Genomic DNA, 21,786 nt, shown 5'->3' with positions numbered 1-21,786 from the left:
TTACTAGAACCGTGGAGTTTTAGTTCAGTACGCGAAGTAACTTGTCTGCGCGCTCTGCCATCTGGATACCTTCATCTGTTAGGTAACCACCGTCTGGCTGAGTGCAAAGATTCTTTTCGAATAGGCGCTTAACAGCGTCTTGAGTTTCTTGAGCAGCCTCTTGATGAACTTTAATTCCAGTAGCGGCGCTACTTACATCAAATTGAAGAAGGAGGTTTAAATCAGCAATATGTTCAGCGTTGTACTTCATAATTAACCTATATATTCATAACGTTCTCTACCTTCACCTTAGTGCGCATTCACGGCTCAAGCAATAGCAAATAAATAGAATTGATAAGTGATACCAAATTGAATGATTAATCGTCGTATGGTGGGTTTATTTTAGTTAGATTGCGTGATTTGCAGCCACTTAAATTCTGAACGATGTTTATTGGGAAGTGGTTGTAATATATTGTGTTACTAGAAATATATTGCATCCAGCTAATATTGTATAAAAAGGAAACGCATCAGTGAGAGTGAACAAAGTAGCATTAACGATCAGTATGCTATTTGCTATCTCAGGTTGTCAAAGTACACCCTCAGAGCAGACAGGCGCGAACCAAACCACAAATGACAATGAATCAACAGTAGAGGTCCGTTCATTTCAGTCTGTCCAAAGTGTTTACTCCGAGTGGGAGGCTAAGCTTGAAGAACACGCTCAATTGTCTCTCTATGCTCCAGAGAATTACAATGAACTACTAGACGCTTGGGATGATGCTGAAAGCATTTATGCGGACTTAGTGAAAGATCAAACACGGTTAACCAAGAGTTACTCGATTTTTTCTACACTAACTTACGCTGAAGCCTTTGATGAAAAAATTGCGTTGATTCGATCAAATTATGACTCGATCTTAGTGCTAAAGGAAAAGGCTGACAGAGTATTAGCCGACTCGATAGTGCAAATGGATTACTTAAAGTTTCTTGGTGCCGACACTATGTTTGCATCGAGCTACAAGCGCTTGTATTCAGAATACAGCGAACTGTTTGAGTATGTGCTGGTCGACGAACTTGAAGATGCTCAGGAAGCACAGGTAGAGTTTCTTAATAACGCGAGTTTGTTAGAAGTTAAAGTGGCCCACAAGAAGTACATCGAACCTTTGAAGGATGAGTTGGAGTTCTTGGAAGATGAAGATTTCGATGACGTTGTTCCACTGACGTTTGCTAAAGCGGCATCTCAAATTGCTTTGGCAGAAAGCCAAGTGAAAGCCAGTCCCCGTGAAAAGTCGATCATTGAAGACGCAGTTCACGCTGCGGAGTTCGAATTGAACCACGTGCGCAGTGTCGCTCATGAAGTCAAAGTGCTGGCGAGTGTAAAAGGCGACAAGTTCGAACAGTCGGTTTTGAATGCAGAGAACCAACTACTGAGTATTTCACAAATCGTCAATGATGAAGATTACCGTGATGTTGGGTTACGTCAGCAATCTCAAAAGATTGTAGCGAGTATTAAAGCGTTAAAAAGCTCCGACATGACAGGGCTATTAAAGTCAGAGATTGAAACTTTGACTGAGCAATTGGCTAACCTGGAATCTGAAAACCAGAAGCAAGCACAGCAATTGTCTGAAGCAACCAAGCATAGTGAGTTGCTCGGTGAGCAGATTACGAAGAGCGATGCTCACATAAAAAGCTTAGAAGAACTAGTCGATAGTTTGAAAAGCTTAGGTGGTAAAGTTGCCAACGAAAGTGATTCTGATGCGATCTCGCCGAGTATTGAAACAAATCTAGAGAACCCGGCTCTAGAACTATCATCAGAAGAAGTGATTGAACCTTCGGTTTAGCATAACCAATGTCTTTATTTGTGACTGACTTAAAAGCGCCTCAGGGCGCTTTTTTACGTTCTGTTGATCTATGTCAAAATCTGAAAAGAAAAGCTCTCAAAACACGGCTATAGTGTACGTCATTCTTATGGTTTTAACGTAACTTGTTGATATTTATAGATGTGTTGTTTTTATCGTTGGTAATTTTTCATTCATCAGAGTTTTCTTTTTACTACTAAAGTCGTAAGAAATTTCAATATCATTGAAGGTTTGGCGTTTTCTTAGTTGTTGAAGGAAATTCGAGCTTAAAATAGCTCTTGAATTCAGAAATGAAAGAGAGGATTATCGCGCTCCCGACGACATGTTTCAAAATGTAAATCATCATGAATCTAAACCAATTTGACTCATTATTACCGCCACAAATGGCTGAGCGCGCTGCAGATATTGGCGTAGGTAAAGCAACTAAAGATCCAATCAAATCTTTTCTCCTAGCGATTTCAGCTGGCATCCATATCGGTATTGCGTTTGTGTTCTACACCATCGTAACGACCGGTGCTGGTGATTTGCCTTGGGGTATTACTCGCCTATTAGGTGGCCTTGCATTTAGCCTGGGCTTAATTCTCGTTGTTGTTACCGGTGGTGAGTTATTTACCAGTTCGGTGCTTACTCTGGTTGCTCGTGCAAGTGGTAAAATTACTTGGCGCACGCTCGTCAAGAACTGGGCTACGGTTTATGTAGGTAACTTGATTGGCGCATTGTTGCTGGTGGCATGTATGCTTCTGACTAAACAGTACATGTTTGACCATGGCCAGGTTGGTTTAAATGCAATGGCGATTTCCCAACACAAGATGCACCATGATTTTATCCAAGCTATCGCGCTTGGTATCATGTGTAATGTATTGGTTTGTATCGCGGTATGGATGACGTTTAGTGGACGTACACTTACCGACAAAATCGCGGTAATGATTTTACCTGTTGCGATGTTCGTATCAGCTGGTTTCGAGCACTGTATTGCGAATATGTTCCAAGTCCCTTTAGCTATCGGCATTAAAACATTTGCTCCTGCTGAATTCTGGACAATGACGGGCGCTAACCCTGCGGATTACGTTGACCTGAACATGATGGACTTTCTGATGAACAACTTGCTGCCCGTTACTATAGGTAACATCATTGGTGGCGGTATCTTTGTTGGTATGTGGTACTGGTTGATCTACCTACGTGACTAATAAGGGTGGCGTGATCCACCAAGCAAAGGTTTCGTGATTAATTCCGATTACGCGGTTAATCCAGTTTACGAGTTAACTGGGTAACTTGGACTCAGTGAAAACACTGAACTGACTTATGACATTTACAAGACGGCCTGCATTGCAGGCCGTTTTTATTTGTGGAAAACCTACTTATTCATTTCTTAAATTATCATGTGAACGCTCAATAGCGATGATCACCGTGTGTGTATATGTCTTTGAAAACAACCAAAGATCAAAGGTAATGATCTTTCCCTAAGTGGGAATGGACAAAAAAGGATCTATATTGATTTGGTTATCCACAATTTCTGTGGATAACCTGTCTCAAATTCAGTGAGTAACCAGATCTAAGTGGAGTAGGGAGGCTATTTCGAAGGCTGTATTTGCGCGAGAACTCGGCCTTCTTTAGTAAGAGATGTCTTCAATGAGAGCTGAAGTGCAAGTGCTAAAGAGCAGCTCATCATCACGAAGATAGCTAACATGATCATCAACTGATACTTAATCGCGATCATTGGTGATGCACCACCTAAGATCTGTCCTGTCATCATTCCCGGTAGCGTGACTAAGCCTGTAGTTGCCATAGAGGCCATAATTGGTGACATCGCTTTCTGTATCGCATTACGAACAAAAGGCGCGGCTGCATAGGAAGGAGACGCGCCCAAAGCGATAGCCGCTTCGTACTCTGATTTCTGCGTTTCAAAAGCCCCAAACAAATTCTGCAATGCCACGATATTACTGCTTAAGCTATTACCTAACAGCATCCCTGCAATAGGGATAAGGTACTGTGCGTTAAAAACCGGTGTCGGTTTAATGATGAAAAAGCAGATAAACAAGACAATAGGTACACAAGTTACAGCAAGGCTAACGGCTATAGGAGCTAAAAGTAGGTTTTTGGGGAGCCTAGATTTTTCAACAATTGAGCTTGCCCCAACGATGATCATTGCAAATAGCCACAGTAAATTGACCCATAAGCTATTTAAGGTGAACAAGTATTCTAGGTAAAGTCCCACTAGAAATAGCTGAATAACCATACGGATTATGCTGACAGAAGCCTCTTTACCAAGGCCGAGTTTTAACTTGTGGTTGATGGTAATGGGTAGCAAGAGAAGTGAGCTGAAGAACAATAACTGCCACCAAGATATATCAATAACGTCTTGCATAATGATTCCTTTTAAGTGGTCTCCATCATATCTGAAAGTGCCAAATGATGCATTTCAACTGTAAAGTCACCAATTCTAAAAATGATCAATCATTTAACAAACAAAACACAAAATAGTGGTTGTTTGAGGCTTTTTTAGCTACTACTTAGTAGGTAAAAAGTTAAAATTGGTTGTCAGATGGTTGCGTGTATGTTGGTTTTTAACATTTGTGAAATATACTTAATTCTTCACATTTGTTAATACTTTTTAATAACTTTGTTTAACTGAAAACAAGTTTGGATGACCTCAAAAAAGTATTGATTAGCAAGGGTTATAACGGGGGATTTGATTGAACCCTACTTTGTGTATGGTCTAAAATTTGTTGTTAGATACTCAAGAACTTTAGCCCCATAGAATGGGTTACTCGAAATTACTAAATACAAAATAGGCAAAATGTATGAGTGATGTTAATAAAATTGAAACTGGCGAAAAACGCTCGTTGGAGTGGAAGTCTTTCCTCTTCATCGCGGTGGTTCTCTTTCCAATATTAAGTGTGGCTTTTGTAGGCGGTTACGGCTTCCTAGTTTGGGCACTGCAAGTGTTTGTATTCGGACCTCCTGGTGCTCACGGCGGCATGTAATGCCCTCTAGTAACAACATTTTTTAAAATCAATATTTAAGAGAGCTAAACATGAAATCATTTTTAGTTAAATTATGGCGCACAATGACTCGCCCTGCAGTACACATCAGTCTTGGTGTACTAACTATGGGTGGCTTTATCGCCGGTGTTATTTTCTGGGGCGGTTTTAACACAGCTCTAGAGCACACAAATACAGAAGAGTTTTGTGTAAGTTGTCACACCATGCGTGACAATGTTTACGTAGAGCTACAAGAAACAGTTCACTGGAAAAACACTTCTGGTGTACGTGCTACTTGTCCTGACTGTCACGTTCCACATGAATGGACAGCAAAAATCGCTCGTAAGATGCAAGCATCTAAAGAAGTATTCGCTCAAGTATTTGGTGACCTAGATACACCTGAGAAATTCGAAGCTCGTCGTATCGAACTGGCTAAACACGAATGGGATCGTTTCTCTTCGAACAAATCTCTAGAGTGTAAAAACTGTCACAACTACGATTCAATGGACTTCGAGAACATGCGCCCAACAGCGCGTATCCAGATGAAGAATGCAGCAGAACGTGATCAAAGCTGTGTTGACTGTCATAAAGGTATTGCTCACAACCTTCCAATGGATATGGCATCAGCAAGCGGTATTGTTGGCGAGCTAGAAAATGTAGCAAGCAGCACATCTTACGCAAATGGTTCTGACGTGATCTCTATTCGTCACCTACCAATGTACACAGATGAAACAGCAACGGTTGAAGCGGGTCTACTAAGTCCTGCAAGTAAAGTTGCGGTTATCGACGAAAAAGGCGACATGATCAAGATTCAAATCGATGGTTGGCGTAAAGCGAAAGGCTTCGGACGTGTAATCCAAGAAGACTTCGGTATGAACATCTCAACTGCAATCTTGACCAAAGAAGTATCTCAAAGTGACGTTATCACTGTTGGTGAGAAGAAAGAAGATGAGCTTACTGGCCTTCCATGGGAAGAAGTTAACCTAGCACTTTGGATGAAGAAAGAGTCTATGGTTGATAACTTCGATCCAATTTGGAACGCAGCGGGTCAAGCGTACCAATCTAACTGTTCAACGTGTCACTCACAGCCAGATGAAGCTCACTTCAGCGCTAACGGTTGGGTAGGCATGTTAGATGGTATGATTGCATTCGTTAACTTCGATACAGATACAGAAGCACTTGTTCTTAAGTATCTACAGAAGCACTCATCAGATTTTTCTGAAGGCCATCACTAATAAGACGTCAATTGGAGTAACACAATGGCAATTACAAGAAGAAGTTTTCTGAAAGGTGTCGCTACTACAAGTGCGGCATCGGTTATCGGTCCAAGCTTATTGGCGTCGGCATCAGCGTCTGCAGCAGAAACAGACGGCGCGTGGAAAGTCTCTGGTTCTCACTGGGGTGCATTCCGAGCTCGCGTTTATGCGGGTAAAGTACAAGAGATTAAACCTCTAGAAATCGATCAACACCCAACTGAGATGTTGAAAGGTATTAAAGGTATTATCTACAGCCCATCACGTGTGCGTTACCCAATGGTTCGCCTAGATTGGTTGAAGAAGCATAAATACAGCGCTGACACGCGTGGTAACAACCGCTTTATTCGTGTGACTTGGGATGAGGCACTAGACCTTGTTTACCGCGAACTAGAGCGCGTACAGAAAGATTACGGTCCATGGGCGCTTCACACAGGTCAAACTGGTTGGAGACAAACAGGTCAGTTCCACAGCTGTACTAACCACATGCAACGTGCAATGGCACTTCACGGTTACTCTGTGAAGAAAATCGGTGACTACTCAACAGGTGCTGGTCAAACGATCATGCCTTACGTGCTAGGTTCGACAGAAGTTTACGCACAAGGTACATCTTGGGAACTTATCCTAGAAAACAGTGACAACATTGTTCTTTGGGGTAACGATCCAGTTAAAAACCTGCAAGTAGGTTGGACATGTGAGACTCACGAGTCATTTGCATACCTAGAACAGCTGAAAGAGAAAGTTGCTAAGAAAGAGATCAACGTTGTTTCTGTTGACCCTGTTCAAAACAAAACAGGCCGTTACCTAGAAAACGAGCAGATGTACATCAATCCACAAACTGATGTGGCGTTCATGCTTGGTGTTGCTCACGTTCTTTACAACGAAGGCCTATACGACAAGAAGTTCATCGAAACTTACTGTCTAGGTTTTGAAGACTTCATCAAGTACGTTCAAGGTGAAACGAAAGATAAAGTTGAGAAGACACCAGAGTGGGCTTCGGCTATCTGTGGCGCAAGCGCGGACTCTATCCGTGAATTCGCTAAGATGCTGGTTAATGGTCGTACGCAGATTCTTGTCGGTTGGAGTATCCAACGTCAACAACACGGTGAGCAGCCTTACTGGATGTGTGCCGTTATCGCAGCAATGGTTGGTCAAATCGGTTTACCTGGCGGTGGTATCTCTTACGGTCACCATTACTCTGGTATCGGTGTTTCTTCAACTGGCTTCGCTGCTCCGGGTTCATTCCCGTTGAACATCGACCAAGGTCAATCGCCTAAGCACACTAACACTGATTACAACGGTTACAGCCGTGTAATCCCTGTTGCTCGTTGGGTAGATAGCTTGCTAGAGCCAGGTAAGAAGATCAAAGCGAACGGTTCAACGGTTACACTACCGGATATCAAGATGATGGTATTCAGTGGTAATAACCCGTGGCACCACCACCAAGATCGCAACAAGATGCGTAAAGCATTCAAGAGCCTACAAACTGTAGTGGCTGTTGATTTCGCTTGGACTGCAACTTGTCGTCACTCTGATATCGTGCTTCCTGCATGTACTCAGTGGGAACGTAACGATATTGATGGTTACGGCGCGTACTCTGGTCGTGGTTTGATCGCGATGCACAAACTAGTCGATCCTCTGTTCCAGTCTAAAACTGACTTCGAGATTATGTCTAGCCTAACTAAGCGTTGGGGGCGTTACGACGATTACACGCGTGGTATGGACGAAATGCAGTGGGTTAAATCTCTGTATGACGAATGTCGTGCATCAAACGAAGGCAGCTTCGAAATGCCTGAGTTTGCTGAGTTCTGGGAGAAAGGTTTCCTAGACTTCGGTAAAGGTAAGCCATGGACTCGTCACGCTTCATTCCGTGAAGATCCAGAGATCAACGCACTAGGTACGCCTTCTGGTTTCATCGAAATCACAAGCCGTACTGTTGGCAACATGGGTTACGAGCACTGTCAAGAACACCCTATGTGGTTTGAGAAATCTGAACGTTCACACGGTGGTCCAGGCTCTGACAAACATCCGTACTGGCTACAATCTTGTCACCCAGACAAGCGTCTTCACTCTCAGATGTGTGAATCTGAAGAGTGGCGTGCGACTTACGCGGTACAAGGCCGTGAGCCAATCTACATCAACCCAATCGATGCTAAGAAGAAAGGCATCAAAGATGGCGACGTAGTACGTGTGTTCAATGACCGTGGTCAACTACTAGCAGGTGCTGTTCTAATGGATAGCTACGCACCTGGTGTTGTTCGTATCGAAGAAGGCGCTTGGTACGGCCCGATCAACGAGAAAGTGGGGGCGCTAGATACATACGGCGATCCAAACACACTAACTCAAGACATCGGTACGTCTGAACTTGCTCAAGCAACGTCAGCAAACACATGTTTGGTTAACTTCGAGAAGTTCCAAGGCAAACTGCCTCCAGTAACTTCATTCGGTGGTCCAATCGAAGTTTCTTAAGTCTTGTACTTAAGAACCAAGATTAAAGCTTGAATTAAAGCCCCTGTAAGCACTCTTACAGGGGCTTTTTGTTTTTCTAACCTGTGTGTGGGATTTGTAATTAAGTATTGTCATAGCGCCAACAGGGGGCGTTTTTGAGACGGGCTATAACGACGTGCCGTTTGGATAGGCTGTAGAACTATGAACTATGAACAATGAAGCAGGAAGGGAGTGTAAAAAGAATCTGTTGTAAGGACTTAGGCAGACGGAAACAAAAAGGCCGATACAAAGTATCGACCTAATAGAGACCTATGGAATTGAATCAGCTTGAGTTAAATTTCGAACATAAACCAATAACCGTATGCACAGATTAATGCGGGTATGCCTGAATATAATGTGGCTACAAGAGCCGCTTTTGGTGCCATTGCGATAGCAGGGAATAAAGCATCACCATCATTTGAAATTGCGTTACCGACCTGAGCTGAAAGTGGCAGTGCACCCGAAAGGTAAAGGCTAGTGACCAACAATTGCGGACCACACCCCGGCAGTAAACCCATCAACACACCCGCCAGGGGGAGCATCATACCCCAGCTTGAGAATAGCGTCGCAAAATCGACATTTGCAAGCACAGAGCCAAACTCGAAGAAAAGAAAAGCGACCACCACCCATGCAGTGACAAAGTTTGTATCTTGAGCTGTTTTTTGTAGTGGATGAGAACCTATACATTTTTCATCTTCACTTACGGCCGATTTGTAATCCTCAATTTCACGAGTAAGCCCCCACAAAAACATCGAGCTAATCAGCAAAATAGTGCCCGTCCATTCCATAGACATGTCAGGCAGTGTGAGCAACTGGTTTACATCGATTTGAAAAGAGCCAAGCAGGGCAACAGCGGCTCCCGGAATAATAAGCACGGACCATAGGTAACCCTGAAGGTTTATCGCTTTTTTAGAGACAGGGCTTTGATCTTGAGGTTGTGAGGCACAGCTGTTTTCCGCTTCATTTCTCTCTGCCTGTTTCGGGCGTAAAAAGTCGTCTGCGTGAAACAAGTTTATGATTCGTCCTGAGGCGGTACCCACGATTACACCCATCGCCATCATGGCTAAACCTGTTTTGGGTTCGCTAGCAATTAACAGGAAGGCCGCGTCACCCATGGTTGAGACGAGTACAGCCACAACCGCACCAAATCCGAGTTTGCCTGAAATAAATTGTGTGGTGACCACAATCGCTCCCCCACAGCCTGGCAATGCCCCCATTAGCGCGGCGAATACAACTTGGTTTGAACGAGATTGATGGACGAGCTTATTGAAGACGTTATCTTTGTTGATGTATAGACTTAACCAGTGGTAAATCGCTAGGGTTAGCGCAACGTAACATGACACTGCCCAGAAGGCGTCAGACAAGGTAGTGACCGTCAATTCTCGCGTAGCAGGAGCTGCAACTAACGCCGCAAGTGAAATAGGTAAAAGCAGGCGCTTAAAAGACAGTGAAAACTGAGTTGTTTTCGCAGCGCTGCTGCTTGGCAAAAAAGAGATTAGTCGATCCATAAGTGTCACTCAAAATTTGTGTATTAAGATAATCATATACGAATGATAATAATTATCAATTGCATTCGTTGTTTTTTTATCTTTTGTTACCATTGGCCAAACCCAGGAAACATGACCAATCTAAAAAAATGAGGTAAAGTATGCCTAATAAAGAGAGACTCTAAAGGTAGAGTCATAATTGTTAGTGTAATAGGAAGAAACATGATTTTAGTTGTTGGTCACAAAAACCCTGATAGTGACAGTATTTGTAGTGCGTTAGTTGCAACTGAGCTTCTTAAAGCTCGTGGCGAGGAAGCGACACCAATTCGCCAAGGCGAGATCAACCGCGAAACTCAACACATTCTAGAAGTCGCTGGTGCTGAAAAGCCAGAACTTCGTACTTCTGTTGCTGGTGAGAAAATCTGGCTAGTAGACTACTCAGATCTTGCACAAGCACCAGACGATGTAGCTGATGCTGAGATCGTAGGTATTGTCGATCACCACCGTCTAGGTGACGTGATGACAGTTAACCCTATGGAAGCTTGGATCTGGCCTGTTGGCTGTACAAATACAGTACTTTTCAACATGTTTAAGATTGAAGGTCACGCTATCTCTCAACAAATCGCTAAACTGATGATGTCTGCAATTCTTTCAGACACAGTTGGTTTTGCTTCTCCAACATGTACTCAAAAAGACAAAGACGCGGTTGCTGAGCTTGCTGAAATCGCTGGCGTAACAGACGTTGATGCATTTATCAAAGCGCTTCTAATTGCTAAGACAAACATCGAAGGCCTATCTGCTGCACAGTTAGTAGAAAAAGACCTTAAAGGCTACCCATTCAACGGTCGTGATGTTGTTGTTGGTCAAGTTGAGCTTGCGACTCTTGAGCAAGTAGACGGCATGATCGAAGCTCTAGAAGCTGATCTTGAAGCGCGTTGTGAGAAAGATGGTCTAGCGTTCGCGGCAGTAATGCTAACTGACATCACTACTGCGCAAACTCGTCTTCTTTACAAAGGTGAGTGGGCTGATAAGCTGGTTAAATTCGAGAAAGACGGTGTATTGATGATGGAAAATACATTGAGCCGTAAGAAGCAAGGTTGGCCTTGGCTTCAAGGCGAGCTTGTTTAACCAAGTCGCTTAATTATAAACGCCTGCTAATTTAGCAGGCGTTTTTCTTTGAAGTAGGCTTTCTTCTTCATCGATAGTGTTTGAAGTTAAAAACACTCGGCATAAAATAGCTTTAAGAACATAGTTACTGACTAAAGTAGGAAATTGAGATGACTACACAGCTAGACGATAAAAAAATCGCTGAAATCAATAAGTATACGGGTGAGCAACGCCTGAAGTACTGTGTGAAAGAAATCGTAGCGAACCGTGAAGTATGGATCTTAACCGATGAACACGGTTGTGTAATGCTGAACACAGAAGATGAAGACTGTGTTCCTGTATGGCCAAACCAAGAGTTTGCGGAGTCTTGGGCGACGGGTGATTGGTCGGAGTGTAAAGCGGAGTCTATCTCATTAAACAAATGGCATAGCCGTTGGACTAACGGTCTAGAAGACGACGAGCTTGCCGTTGTTGTGTTCCCGAACGAACAGGAAGAAGGTGTTATCTTGTTCCCAGATGAGTTCGACTTCGAGCTGAAGAAGCAGGCTGCTAAAAGCTAATTCTTCGTCAAATTGTAAGCCAGCGTTGTCTTACCTCGGGCAACGCTGTTGTTCTATTCTTCCCTTCTAAGCTACTTTCCAACGTATTTTCGTCAATACCCAATAAGTTGATACAAAGGCGCCTGCTGTGCTGCTTTAGAAGCTTGCTGAAGTACACCTGTTTTGCTGTATCTTTTCAGTATTTTTCGCACAACTGGTTTTGCCTGTTCTTTTGTCATTCCCACTTTCAATTGAGGTTCATACAGTAGCTTTAGCAGCACTACATCTAAGGGGGATAACAAGTCTTCTGGCGTGTGATCATTGAAAATAGAAGGGTAGGCTTTATCTGAATCATTCGGCAGGCCTAGAACCTGTGTGATCTCTTCCACGATACATGCGACCAGCTTTCCTCTTGCTCTCGCTTGATCTACTGGGATCACAATTCCTGCATATACAATCTCCCCTTTGGAATTAGTTCGATAACCTGCAGTACAGATAGCGCTGTTTAGATGCTGTGTCGATTTCAGTTTGAGTACAGTTTTGGCTTCAGCTATCCACTGACTCTGCCTTGTGTATATCCATTTAACGTTTGCATCCGATTCTCGTGTGACGATTTTAATCGGATGTTGGGTGACTTGCGATAGGTGCTGGACGTGCAATTCGGTGAGTTCTTGATGAAGCTCTTCGTCGCCGACTCGGTGATCGATCCATATCTTAATAGGTTGTTTCCATTTAGCGAGGAGCTTGTCGCCTTGTGAATATTCGTGTTGAAGTGCGACGTGATAAAAGGCAGTTTCAACGAAGGTTCTATCTAGCCATGTGAGTGGTGTGCTTGCTGCATTAAAGGGCAGCAGCGCCAACAAGAGGGAAAGCATTGAAGCTCTTGGTAACATATCTTTCCCCTTTGCGGAATATAGCGCGATCACCGATTAATGGCTTGGTGCTTTATAGAAGTGGCTCTCAACTAACCTTTGTGTGATTTGGTGAGTTGGGTTAGTCAGTACTTCATGTGTTTCGCCACTTTCAACCACATTGCCTTCGTGCATGACGATGATCTTATCTGTGATGTGTTTAACAATGCCGATGTGTTGGGAAACATAAACGAACGATACGCCCATCTCTTCTTGAAGTTCTAGGAACAGATTGATGATTTGCGAACGCATCGCCATATCCAAACCATTCAACGCTTCATCAGCAACAATGATGGAAGGCTGAAGTATCAATGCGCGAGCCAAACAAACCCTCTGCTTCTGGCCTGCAGCAAGCATCTGAGGATAGAAGTAAGCATGTTCTGGTAGAAGCCCAACACGTAATAATGTGTCCTTTACGCGGCGCATGCGGGCTTCTGGTGGCATGTTGGTATTTCGCTTCAATGGTCCTTCAAGGATTCGACCAATCTGGATGCGTGGGTTTAGCGAGGTGTTCGGATCTTGGAAGATCATTCGAATCAGTTTACAGCGAGTTGAGTAGTCTTTGTGTTCTAGCTTTTCACCGTTCACTCGGATCTCACCTGCTGTTGGTTCCACCATACCCGCTAGCATTCTAGCTAATGTCGATTTCCCCGACCCATTCTGACCGATAAAACCAATAGTCTGTCCCGCTTCAAGGGAAAAGCTGACTGGCTTCACTGCCTGATGAATCTTTTTACGGAAAAGACCAGAGCGAGTCGTAAAGTCTTTAGATAAATCACTGACCTCTAATAATGCACTCATGATTTCTTTTTCTTCTCCATATTTAGAGGGAAATGACAGTTAAATTTGTGGGTCTTTATACGTTTAGTATACGGGATCTCGACACACTGTCTTTGCGCGTATGGACAACGTGGTCCAAGTCGACAACCAATCGGAAGGTGCTGCAGCGGCGGAATTGACCCGGGTAAAGATTGCAGTTTTTCTTTATGGGGAATCCAGTCGTTAAAATCGGGCATCGCTTTTAGCAGTGCAACGGTGTAAGGATGCTTTGGTACATCCAACAGTTTTGTCGTATCTGCAGACTCAACGGACTGACCGCAGTACATCACGGTTATTCGTGTCGCCCACTGAGTGATGGTCGTTAAATCGTGCCCAATAAGGAGAATTGTCGTGTTATGAAGTTGATTCATTCGGCTCAATAAGCGCAATATTTGAGACTGCGTAATCGGGTCTAAATCGTTGGTTGGCTCATCGGCAATTAGCACTTTTGGCTTGGCAGCGATCGCCATGGCGATCATGACTTTTTGACACTCACCATCGGTCAACTCATAAGAATAGCTGTCCATTAGGTGAGAGTGATTTTTGATCCCCACTTTATGCAGTAACGCTATTGCTTGCTTTTTTCGCCACTTAAACCGTTGCCACCATCGACCTTCAAATGAACGCGAAGGAATCGCCTCTATTAGCTGGCGTCCCACTTTTTCGGAAGGGTCAAGACATGTCGATGGTTCTTGGAAGATCATCGCGATATCGCGAGCGATCACACGGCGTCGTTCTTTGGGCGTCAGTTGTAGCAGGTCGATATTGCCAAGGCGCATTCGGTCGGCAGACACTTTCCAGTTTTCTTTGCAAACACCAACGATCGCTTTTGCAACCAAGCTCTTACCAGAACCTGATTCACCTACTAAGCCACGAATTTCTCCCTCATTGAGGGTAATACTCATTCGATCTACTGCTTTAACCATCCCTTGAGGGGTCTCAATCTCGATGGTTAGATGTCGAATATCAAGTAATGGCATTATTCGATTCCTGCATTTAGCGCTTGGCGAACACCTTCACCGACAAGGTTAATCACGATCACTGTAAACATAATGGCTAAGCCGGGTAGAGTTACTGTCCATGGCGCAAGGTAAATCAGCTCTACAGAGTCACCCAAAATTGAGCCCCATTCGGTACTGGGTGCTTGAGCGCCAAGCCCTAAGAAACCCAAGGCCGTGATATCAAGAATGGCGACTGACAATGCCAGTGTAATTTCAAGTGCCACCACAGTAAGAATATTAGGAAGGATTGAATTCCATAACAGGTAGAAGTCATTCGCACCATCAAGGCGAGAAGCCAAAATATAGTCTTTTTCTACTTCTGCATGCACGGCAATGTATACCGAACGAATAAAGCGTGGAATCAATGCCAAACATAAGGCTAGCAAGATATTAAACTCGCCAAAGCCAAGAAATGCCACGAAGATAATCGCGAGTAGCAGCGACGGAATAGACATTACCGTGTCAAGCAGGTGGTTTAGCGTGCTTGATAGCAACCCACGAGTCATACCTGCAAGTACGCCAATCAGACAACCGATGACTGCCGCGATAAAGGTAATCACGACTGCGGCACCAAATGTCAGCTGAGAGCCAATAATCAGACGGGATAGAATATCTCGCCCTAAATCATCAGTACCTAGAAAATACTCAACTGTTCCAGCAGGATCCCAAGAAGGAGGTGTTAGTAGGTGCCCCGTCTGCTCTTGAGCATCATGCGGTGCTAGCCATGGTGAAGTGATGGTGATCAGAATGATCAAGACCAAACACCATAGTCCAAACATTGCGAGATTATTGCCACGGAAGCTGCGCCAGAAACGCTCGAATTGGGTTGGAATTTGTTCTTCTTGGTAGACGTTATTTGTTAGCATACCATTCCTTCCTTACCAGAGGGTTGACCATCGCGCCCAGTAGATCAGACAGTATATTCGCGGTCAAAACCAAGGTTGCTACCACAATTACACCAGCTTGAATTGAAACGTAATCTTGATTGGATAATGCATCCAGTAACCAGCGGCCAATGCCTGGCCAGTTAAAGATAGACTCGGTGATGATAGCGAGCGTTAACATACTGGAGAGTTGAACGCCGACCTTAGGAATAATCGGTGGTATTGCATTTCTTAATACGTGTTGAGTAACGATCTCTCTTGTTGAAAGACCTTTGATTCGTGCGGCACGGATGTAGTTTTGAGCCATCACTTCAGCCACTGACGCTCTCATTAGTCGGATAACCTGGGTAGTTGGAGCGAGCGCCAAAACAAGACAAGGTAACGCCATATGGTCTATTACGCTCTGTAGGGCGTGTGCTCGATAGTTACCTTCGGCAAAGAACGCATCAATCATCGCAAAGCCAGTCACGTGTTCAATTTCGTAAAGTAGATCGTATCGCCCTCCAACAGGGAACATCTCGAAGTGCAGTGAAAACACCATGATCATTAGCAATGCGACCCAAAATATAGGTGCTGAGTACCCTGCCATTGAAGTAAACGATATGGTGGTATCAACAAACTTACCTTGTCTCATACCGGCAATTGTGCCAAAAGGGATGCCGATAAACAGTGCGAGTAAAAAAGCAAAGAAGCACAATTCTAACGTCGCAGGGAATACCACGACAAGCTCTTCGATGATAGGAACACCGTGTTTGCTCAGGCCGAAATTCAGCGTCGATAATTCGGTGACGTAGCTAAGCCAGCCTGGCCAAAAATCTTGAATTGCCCAAGGTGAGGTTTGGTCTAATCGAAGTAGAGCAAAGCCCACTAAAGTCAGAATTCCAAGTGTAATAATGAATAAGTTTACACGTCTTAATGTATACCAAAACATCAGTTCACCTCCCTTCTGACTTGATCAAAAGGTTGAGCATTAAAAGGACTGCGTTTAAAACCTGTTAGCGAACGATCGTGCACACGGAATTGCACGCCATGAGCGAGAGGTATCACAGGAACTTCTTCATTAAGAATGTTTTGGGCTTGTCGATACAAGTTCACGCGATGCCTTTGTTGATTAATCTCTAATGCCAAGTCGAGAAGGAAATCAAAGTCTGAGTTGCACCACATAGAGACGTTTAATCCCGCGCGTTCCGAATTACATGATAGAAGTGGACGTAAGAAGTTGTCTGGGTCGCCCGTACTGCCAATCCAACCTGTGAGTAACAAATCTGTTGAGGAAATTGAAGACAGTTGTGTTCGGTCAAATCGGTCGTCGGTATAGAGTTTCAATTCAATACCAATATCAGCCAAGTTTGCTTGGATCAGCTCTGCCGTTTTTCTTGGACTTGGATTGTATGCGCGTGGCTCTAGTGGCACCCACATTGAAAGCTCTAACCCTGGTTCTACACCGGCCTCTCTAAGAAGTGCGATCGCGTAGTTTCGATCATAGCGAACTTGAACGCTGTCTTTTTGATAAGCCCAAGAAGTAGGGGGAAGTAACGTGTAGGCTTTTGTACCTGTACCGTAGTACACAGAATCAAGAATGTTCTGACGGTTAATAGCCAAGTTCAATGCTTTACGTACTCGTGAGTCACGCAATGCAGGGTGTTCTGTGTTTAGCGCGATGAAAGAGACATTTACTGCAGGTGTGGCAGAAATCTTCAACTCTTCATGAGCTTGAATAATAGGGATCTGGCTAGAAATCGGTGAGTTCAACACGTCACACTCACTGCGGAGAAGCTTGGCAAGTGTGCCTGTACCACGTTGTGAAGTATCAAATACAACTTGGTCCATTTGTACTTCACCCTTCCAGTAATGCTTGTTCTTTTTCAAGCGTACAAGATCATTAATTTGATATTCATCCAAGTAGAAAGGGCCTGTGCCTACGGGCTTGGAGTCTATTTCATTTTTTTCATCTGTGGTAATCAGCTTGTTGGCATATTCTTTGGAGTGAATGACCGCATAGCTGGTGGCGATATTGTTAAGAAATGAATTATCTGGGCGACTTAACTGGAACTTCACCGTTAGGTTATCCACCGCCGTGATTTCAACTATCAGGTTTTGAAAGTCTATGCCAGCGAACCATGGATATAAACCGCCACCCACATAATGAAATGGATTTGAACTATCAATGATACGTTCAAAACTAAAGACCACATCCTGTGCATTCATGGTGCGGGTTGGGGTAAACCAATCTGTGGTTTGAAACGCAACATTTGGGCGCAGCTTGAAAGTGTACTCTGTACCTGATTTATCGACAGACCAGCTTGTTGCCAAGTTCTGTTTTGGTCGGTAAGTCATAGGATCAAGAGTGAGCAGGGTATCGAAAATTTGAGGGCTCAGCGATTCTGAGGTAATGCCACTATCAACCAATTGTGGATTGAAGGTACTAGGATTACCTTGGCCGCAATAAATGAAGCCTTTTTCACGGATTTGCTCGTGAGTGACACTTTCACCACATCCAGCTAAAAAGCCAAGCGTGCAGATGCTAAGTGATAGTCTTATTAGTGCTTTCATAAAAAGAAATACTTTTCGAAACGAGGCGTTAGAGGAGCCTCAAGATCCCGACAATTTAACATTTTATTTATTCGGCTCCAAATAATAATCAAGTGTGGACAGCTATTTATCGTTCGCTTGTCCTACAATCGCGTACTTCCTCACCATTCCACGTAATTGGTTGTAGGTTAACCCAAGTAATTCTGCTGCTTGTTTCTGGTTGTACTTGCTCTGTTTTAGAGCTTGATTGAGTAATTTAATGTCTTGCTGTTCTTGCCATGCTTTGTAATCAAGCGGCAAAGAAAATGAGTGCTCTAATGGAGTATGGCTGTTGGACGGATCATTGCCAGTTTCGTGCGTGGAATCTTGATCTATTTTCCATGTTGGCTTAAAGGGGTTAAATACCAAAGATTCAATAGGATATGGATCTTTACCGTGCTGGTAGATAGCTCGTTCAACGACGTTTTTGAGTTCTCTCACATTTCCCGGCCAAGAATAATCCAATAGTGCCTCAACAGCAGATGGCGCAAAACCGACAAACAGCTCCAATTCTAATTCTCGACACATCTTAATGGCGTAGTATTCTGCTAGCAGCGTGATGTCTTCTTTTCGTTCGCGAAGAGGTGGGATAGTAATGACATCAAACGCCAGTCTATCTAGCAAATCGGGTCTGAATTCGCCTTTTAACGCCATGTCTGGTAAGTCAGCATTGGTCGCACACACCAGTCTTACATTGGCACTTAGCGCCTTTTGTCCGCCGACACGCTCATATTGCCCGTATTCAATAACACGCAATAGCTTCTCTTGAACGGCAAGGGGGGTGGTCGCTAGTTCATCTAAGAACAGAGTGCCACCTTCAGCCCTTTCAAAACGACCTTGATGACGACCTTTTGAACCGGTAAAAGAACCTGATTCATGACCAAATAACTCTGAATCAATCAACCCTTCGCTAAGGGTTGAGCAGTTCAGTGAGATCAATGGCTGGTCCCAGCGCCTTGAAAGGTAATGCAGCCTTTGAGCGATTAATTCTTTACCTGTACCACGCTCCCCGATGATCAGAATCGGTCTTTCGATTGGTGCGAGTTGAGACACTTTATCCAAAACAGAGAGAAAACTAGGGGATTCACCAATGAGATTCTGCTGCATAATGGGTCCTTGTATGGTCTGATTTCCAATGGGCATGATATAGAGAGCTTTATTTACATCACTTGATGTAAATAGCATTAGTCACAAAGCTGTAGTGGTGAAAAATACCAATACTTGGCTAAATTCATCATAGCATGGTTCGGGTTAATCACCATTTTATTGTAAGTGTTTGATAAACAATGGCTTAAAAGTTGGCACGCTACTTGGATTACTTATGGTAGGTTTAACAACAGACGTAGATTTTTGAGCAAGTGGATTGAGAAATCGAAAACGATTTAAAACCTATTTGCCATTATTGCAATTAAGGAGTTTCTTATGGGTATTTTTTCTCGCTTTGCAGACATTGTAAATTCAAACATCAGTGCACTATTAGATAAGGCTGAAGATCCTGAAAAGATGATTCGCCTCATTATTCAAGAAATGGAAGACACGCTGGTTGAGGTTCGTACTAACTCAGCAAAAGCTATTGCAGACAAGAAAGAGCTAGCACGTAAAGTTGAAGCTATCGAAACTCAGATTCTAGATTGGCAGAATAAAGCGACACTAGCCCTGACTAAACAACGTGAAGATCTGGCTAGAGCGGCACTCATCGAAAAGCAAAAACTTGAAGATATCATCAAGGGCCTTCATACCGAGCAAACTTTGGTTCATGAAACCATCGAAAAGCTAACCAGTGAGATCGGCAAGCTTGAAACTAAAATTGCAGAAACTCGCGCAAAGCAACAAGCATTAATGATTCGTAATAATGCGGCGAGCAATCGTCGTGATGTTCAAAAACATCTGCATTCAAGCAAAACCAACGAAGCAATGGCGAAGTTTGAGCAATTCTCACGTAAAGTGGATGAATTAGAAGCTGAAGCTGACGTTTACGCAAAAACCGGTAACGCAAAATCTTTAGACCAAGAGTTTGCAGAGCTACAAGCTCAAGATGAGATTGAAAAAGAGCTGGCGAAACTGAAGCAACAAGTTGAAAACCGCGATAAATAATTTTAGGAGTTGTCTATGTCAACATTTCTAATTGCAGGTCCACTGATTGTATTTTTGATCTTCGTGGCTCCGCTATGGTTATTCTTACACTACCGCAGCAAGAAGAAATCCAGCAATGGTCTTTCAGAAACGGATCTTCAGCGTCTGCATAAGCTTTCTGAGCAAGCTGAGTCGATGCAAGACCGAGTGAAAACGTTAGAAAAAATACTGGATGCGGAGTCACCTAACTGGAGACGAAACTATGAGTAGAGAACTGTATCGCGATCCGATTAACGGTAAATTGTCTGGCGTGTGTGCCGGATTAGCGAACTATTTTGGCCTTGAAGTTTGGTTGGTTCGTATCTTAGTGATCTCAGCCGCACTACTAGGTGGTAGCTTTTTGGTGTTATTAGCGTATTTAGCTTTGACATTTATGCTGGAAAAACAACCACCTCAATATGTCGATCAGATGAAAGCAAAACAAGAGCACACACTCAAGCAAAAACCCTGGGAAAAAGGGCAAACAGCAGAGTCTTTGTTGGGCACTTTAGAGGGTGATTTCCAGAAGTTAGAGACCAGTGTACGCAATATGGAAGCTTATGTGACTTCGGACACTTTTAAAGTCGACCGTGCATTTAAGAACATGTAGTGGTCAAGCCTCAAAAAGATTAGATAACGGTTTAGGAAAATTTATCCCAAGCCGTTATTTTTTTTAATAATTTTGTCTAAATAAATCTTACGATAACTGGTAAGTTACATGTGATTAATCTATGTTAATAAAATATTTATAGATATGGATGATCGCAATGTACAAAGCCTCCCTAGTCCTATTGGTGACCTTATCCGGGTTATCTGGGTGTGGTAAAGAGCTCCCTCCGGTTCCAGAACCCGAATCACGACCAGCCAAACTCTTCACCGTCTCGGTCGGTAACAATGCCTTCGAACGAAATTTTCCTGCGACTACTGAAGCGGGCGATAAAGCCGTATTGGCATTTCGAGTCCCCGGTTTACTAAAAACGATCGATGTCACTGCGGGGCAACAGGTCTCCAAAGGTGATGCATTGGCAACGCTTAATCCTGATGAGTATCAGTTGCTAGAAAAGCAGGCAAGAGCTAACTTCAAACTTGCCGATGTGCAATACCAACGTTCCATCAAGCTACGTAAGGATAGAGTGGTTTCTGAGCAAGATTTTGACCAAGCGAAAGCAAATCATAACTCTGCAAGAGCGGTTTTAAATCAAGCAAAAGCTAATCTTCGCTACACCACACTCGTTGCGCCTTATGATGGTACTATTTCTATTATTCCTGCTGAAAACCACGAATACATCGCGGCTAAGCAAGGTGTAATGAATATCCAAACGAATCAGATCCTCAAAGTTGTCTTCTTATTGCCTGATCAATTAATTGCACGCTTTTCTGCAGGGTTTGAGACAGACGCAACTATGGTATTCGATGCCTTCCCTGAACATTCTTATGTCCTCACCTTTCAAGAAGTCGATACCGAAGCCGATCCAAAAACCGGTTCATATAAGGTCACCATGGTAATGGAGAGACCGACTGATATTGGCATCCTGCCGGGTATGTCTGGCACGGTTAACCTTGTTTCTTCACAAGCAGCGGCGACAAAAATTCCAACCTCAGCAATGATGACCAATGGAGATGATGTCTCAGTATGGCGCGTAAACAGTGATGGTATCGTCGAAGAAGTCGCGATAGTCATTGATGAAAAACGTCATATTATTTCGGGTCTTAACGACGGAGATCGCGTTGTGACCTCGGGCGTTAATGGATTAGAAACTGGCGTCAAAGTTCGTGAGTGGATCAAGGAAAGGGGGCTCTAA

The 21,786-nt window shown here is 43.6% G+C and carries 21 protein-coding genes; 11 read left to right on the top strand and 10 right to left on the bottom strand.

Annotated features, from left to right (window positions below; all coding sequences use genetic code 11):
- Window positions 1–19: 19 nt before the first annotated feature.
- Entirely contained in the window at window positions 20–250 is a 231-nt protein-coding gene (locus OCV30_RS10015; protein ID WP_009848792.1) for a TIGR02647 family protein, read from the bottom strand.
- A 259-nt stretch (window positions 251–509) separates the two neighbouring features.
- On the opposite strand from OCV30_RS10015, the gene OCV30_RS10010 reads away from it, so the two are divergent.
- Window positions 510–1,814 carry an ATPase gene (locus OCV30_RS10010; protein ID WP_065678785.1) on the top strand — a complete coding sequence of 435 codons (1,305 nt, stop codon included), beginning with the start codon at window positions 510–512 and terminating at the stop codon, window positions 1,812–1,814.
- A gap of 362 nt (window positions 1,815–2,176) precedes the next feature.
- A complete protein-coding gene (gene focA, locus OCV30_RS10005; protein ID WP_048614492.1) occupies window positions 2,177–3,019 on the top strand; it encodes a formate transporter FocA in 843 nt (280 codons plus the stop codon).
- Window positions 3,020–3,402: 383 nt separating this feature from the next.
- Here focA and OCV30_RS10000 read toward each other — a convergent pair whose 3' ends face one another.
- Window positions 3,403–4,197, bottom strand: a complete 795-nt coding sequence (locus tag OCV30_RS10000; protein WP_065678784.1) for an ABC transporter permease — start codon at window positions 4,195–4,197, stop codon at window positions 3,403–3,405.
- 436 nt (window positions 4,198–4,633) lie between these two features.
- Between OCV30_RS10000 and torE the strand changes: the two genes are divergently transcribed.
- Genes torE through torA form a run of 3 tightly spaced genes read left to right on the top strand, consistent with a single transcriptional unit; the run spans window position 4,634 to window position 8,535 of the window.
- A complete protein-coding gene (gene torE / locus OCV30_RS09995) occupies window positions 4,634–4,816 on the top strand; it encodes a trimethylamine N-oxide reductase system protein TorE (protein WP_008222628.1) in 183 nt (60 codons plus the stop codon).
- A 50-nt stretch (window positions 4,817–4,866) separates the two neighbouring features.
- Window positions 4,867–6,048, top strand: coding sequence for a pentaheme c-type cytochrome TorC (gene torC, locus OCV30_RS09990; protein ID WP_009848788.1), 1,182 nt, complete (start codon window positions 4,867–4,869; stop codon window positions 6,046–6,048).
- Between the two features lie 24 nt (window positions 6,049–6,072).
- Window positions 6,073–8,535, top strand: a complete 2,463-nt coding sequence (gene torA, locus OCV30_RS09985) for a trimethylamine-N-oxide reductase TorA (protein ID WP_065678783.1) — start codon at window positions 6,073–6,075, stop codon at window positions 8,533–8,535.
- Window positions 8,536–8,846: 311 nt separating this feature from the next.
- On the opposite strand, the gene OCV30_RS09980 is transcribed toward torA, so the two are convergent.
- Complete coding sequence (locus OCV30_RS09980) at window positions 8,847–10,061, bottom strand: putative manganese transporter (RefSeq protein WP_065678782.1); 1,215 nt, start codon at window positions 10,059–10,061, stop codon at window positions 8,847–8,849.
- 201 nt (window positions 10,062–10,262) lie between these two features.
- Here OCV30_RS09980 and OCV30_RS09975 point away from each other — a divergent pair, with 201 nt between their 5' ends.
- Window positions 10,263–11,168, top strand: a complete 906-nt coding sequence (locus OCV30_RS09975; protein WP_009848785.1) for a manganese-dependent inorganic pyrophosphatase — start codon at window positions 10,263–10,265, stop codon at window positions 11,166–11,168.
- Window positions 11,169–11,317: 149 nt separating this feature from the next.
- Window positions 11,318–11,707 (top strand): DUF2750 domain-containing protein, encoded by a 390-nt coding sequence (locus OCV30_RS09970; protein WP_065678781.1) that lies wholly within the window; start codon window positions 11,318–11,320, stop codon window positions 11,705–11,707.
- 92 nt (window positions 11,708–11,799) lie between these two features.
- Here the strand turns inward: OCV30_RS09970 and OCV30_RS09965 are convergent, their stop codons facing one another.
- The 7 genes from OCV30_RS09965 to pspF all read right to left on the bottom strand — a co-directional run bounded on the left by OCV30_RS09965 (window position 11,800) and on the right by pspF (window position 18,979).
- On the bottom strand, window positions 11,800–12,579 hold the full coding sequence (locus OCV30_RS09965; protein WP_065678780.1) for a DUF2927 domain-containing protein: 780 nt from the start codon (window positions 12,577–12,579) through the stop codon (window positions 11,800–11,802).
- 36 nt (window positions 12,580–12,615) lie between these two features.
- Complete coding sequence (locus OCV30_RS09960) at window positions 12,616–13,398, bottom strand: peptide ABC transporter ATP-binding protein (protein ID WP_009848782.1); 783 nt, start codon at window positions 13,396–13,398, stop codon at window positions 12,616–12,618.
- Window positions 13,395–14,396 (bottom strand): peptide ABC transporter ATP-binding protein, encoded by a 1,002-nt coding sequence (locus OCV30_RS09955; RefSeq protein ID WP_065678779.1) that lies wholly within the window; start codon window positions 14,394–14,396, stop codon window positions 13,395–13,397. The genes OCV30_RS09960 and OCV30_RS09955 overlap by 4 nt, the downstream gene beginning before the upstream one ends.
- On the bottom strand, window positions 14,396–15,283 hold the full coding sequence (gene sapC / locus OCV30_RS09950) for a putrescine export ABC transporter permease SapC (protein ID WP_009848780.1): 888 nt from the start codon (window positions 15,281–15,283) through the stop codon (window positions 14,396–14,398). The genes OCV30_RS09955 and sapC overlap by 1 nt, the downstream gene beginning before the upstream one ends.
- Window positions 15,270–16,232, bottom strand: a complete 963-nt coding sequence (locus OCV30_RS09945) for an ABC transporter permease (protein ID WP_009848779.1) — start codon at window positions 16,230–16,232, stop codon at window positions 15,270–15,272. Before OCV30_RS09945 ends, sapC begins: the two co-directional genes overlap by 14 nt.
- Entirely contained in the window at window positions 16,232–17,854 is a 1,623-nt protein-coding gene (sapA, locus tag OCV30_RS09940; protein WP_065678778.1) for an ABC transporter substrate-binding protein SapA, read from the bottom strand. The genes OCV30_RS09945 and sapA overlap by 1 nt, the downstream gene beginning before the upstream one ends.
- 102 nt (window positions 17,855–17,956) lie before the next feature.
- A complete protein-coding gene (pspF, locus tag OCV30_RS09935) occupies window positions 17,957–18,979 on the bottom strand; it encodes a phage shock protein operon transcriptional activator (RefSeq protein ID WP_065678777.1) in 1,023 nt (340 codons plus the stop codon).
- Window positions 18,980–19,294: 315 nt separating this feature from the next.
- On the opposite strand from pspF, the gene pspA reads away from it, so the two are divergent.
- The 4 genes from pspA to OCV30_RS09915 all read left to right on the top strand — a co-directional run bounded on the left by pspA (window position 19,295) and on the right by OCV30_RS09915 (window position 21,786).
- Window positions 19,295–19,966 (top strand): phage shock protein PspA, encoded by a 672-nt coding sequence (pspA, locus tag OCV30_RS09930; protein ID WP_009848776.1) that lies wholly within the window; start codon window positions 19,295–19,297, stop codon window positions 19,964–19,966.
- Between the two features lie 15 nt (window positions 19,967–19,981).
- Complete coding sequence (pspB, locus tag OCV30_RS09925) at window positions 19,982–20,215, top strand: envelope stress response membrane protein PspB (RefSeq protein WP_009848775.1); 234 nt, start codon at window positions 19,982–19,984, stop codon at window positions 20,213–20,215.
- A complete protein-coding gene (pspC, locus tag OCV30_RS09920) occupies window positions 20,208–20,594 on the top strand; it encodes an envelope stress response membrane protein PspC (protein ID WP_029405178.1) in 387 nt (128 codons plus the stop codon). The genes pspB and pspC overlap by 8 nt, the downstream gene beginning before the upstream one ends.
- A gap of 157 nt (window positions 20,595–20,751) precedes the next feature.
- Complete coding sequence (locus OCV30_RS09915; RefSeq protein ID WP_065678776.1) at window positions 20,752–21,786, top strand: efflux RND transporter periplasmic adaptor subunit; 1,035 nt, start codon at window positions 20,752–20,754, stop codon at window positions 21,784–21,786.

Source organism: Vibrio atlanticus (assembly GCF_024347315.1).
Taxonomy (GTDB): Bacteria; Pseudomonadota; Gammaproteobacteria; order Enterobacterales; family Vibrionaceae; genus Vibrio; species Vibrio atlanticus.
Note: the sequence above shows the minus strand (reverse complement) of the source record. Positions and strands in the feature narration are given on the sequence as shown.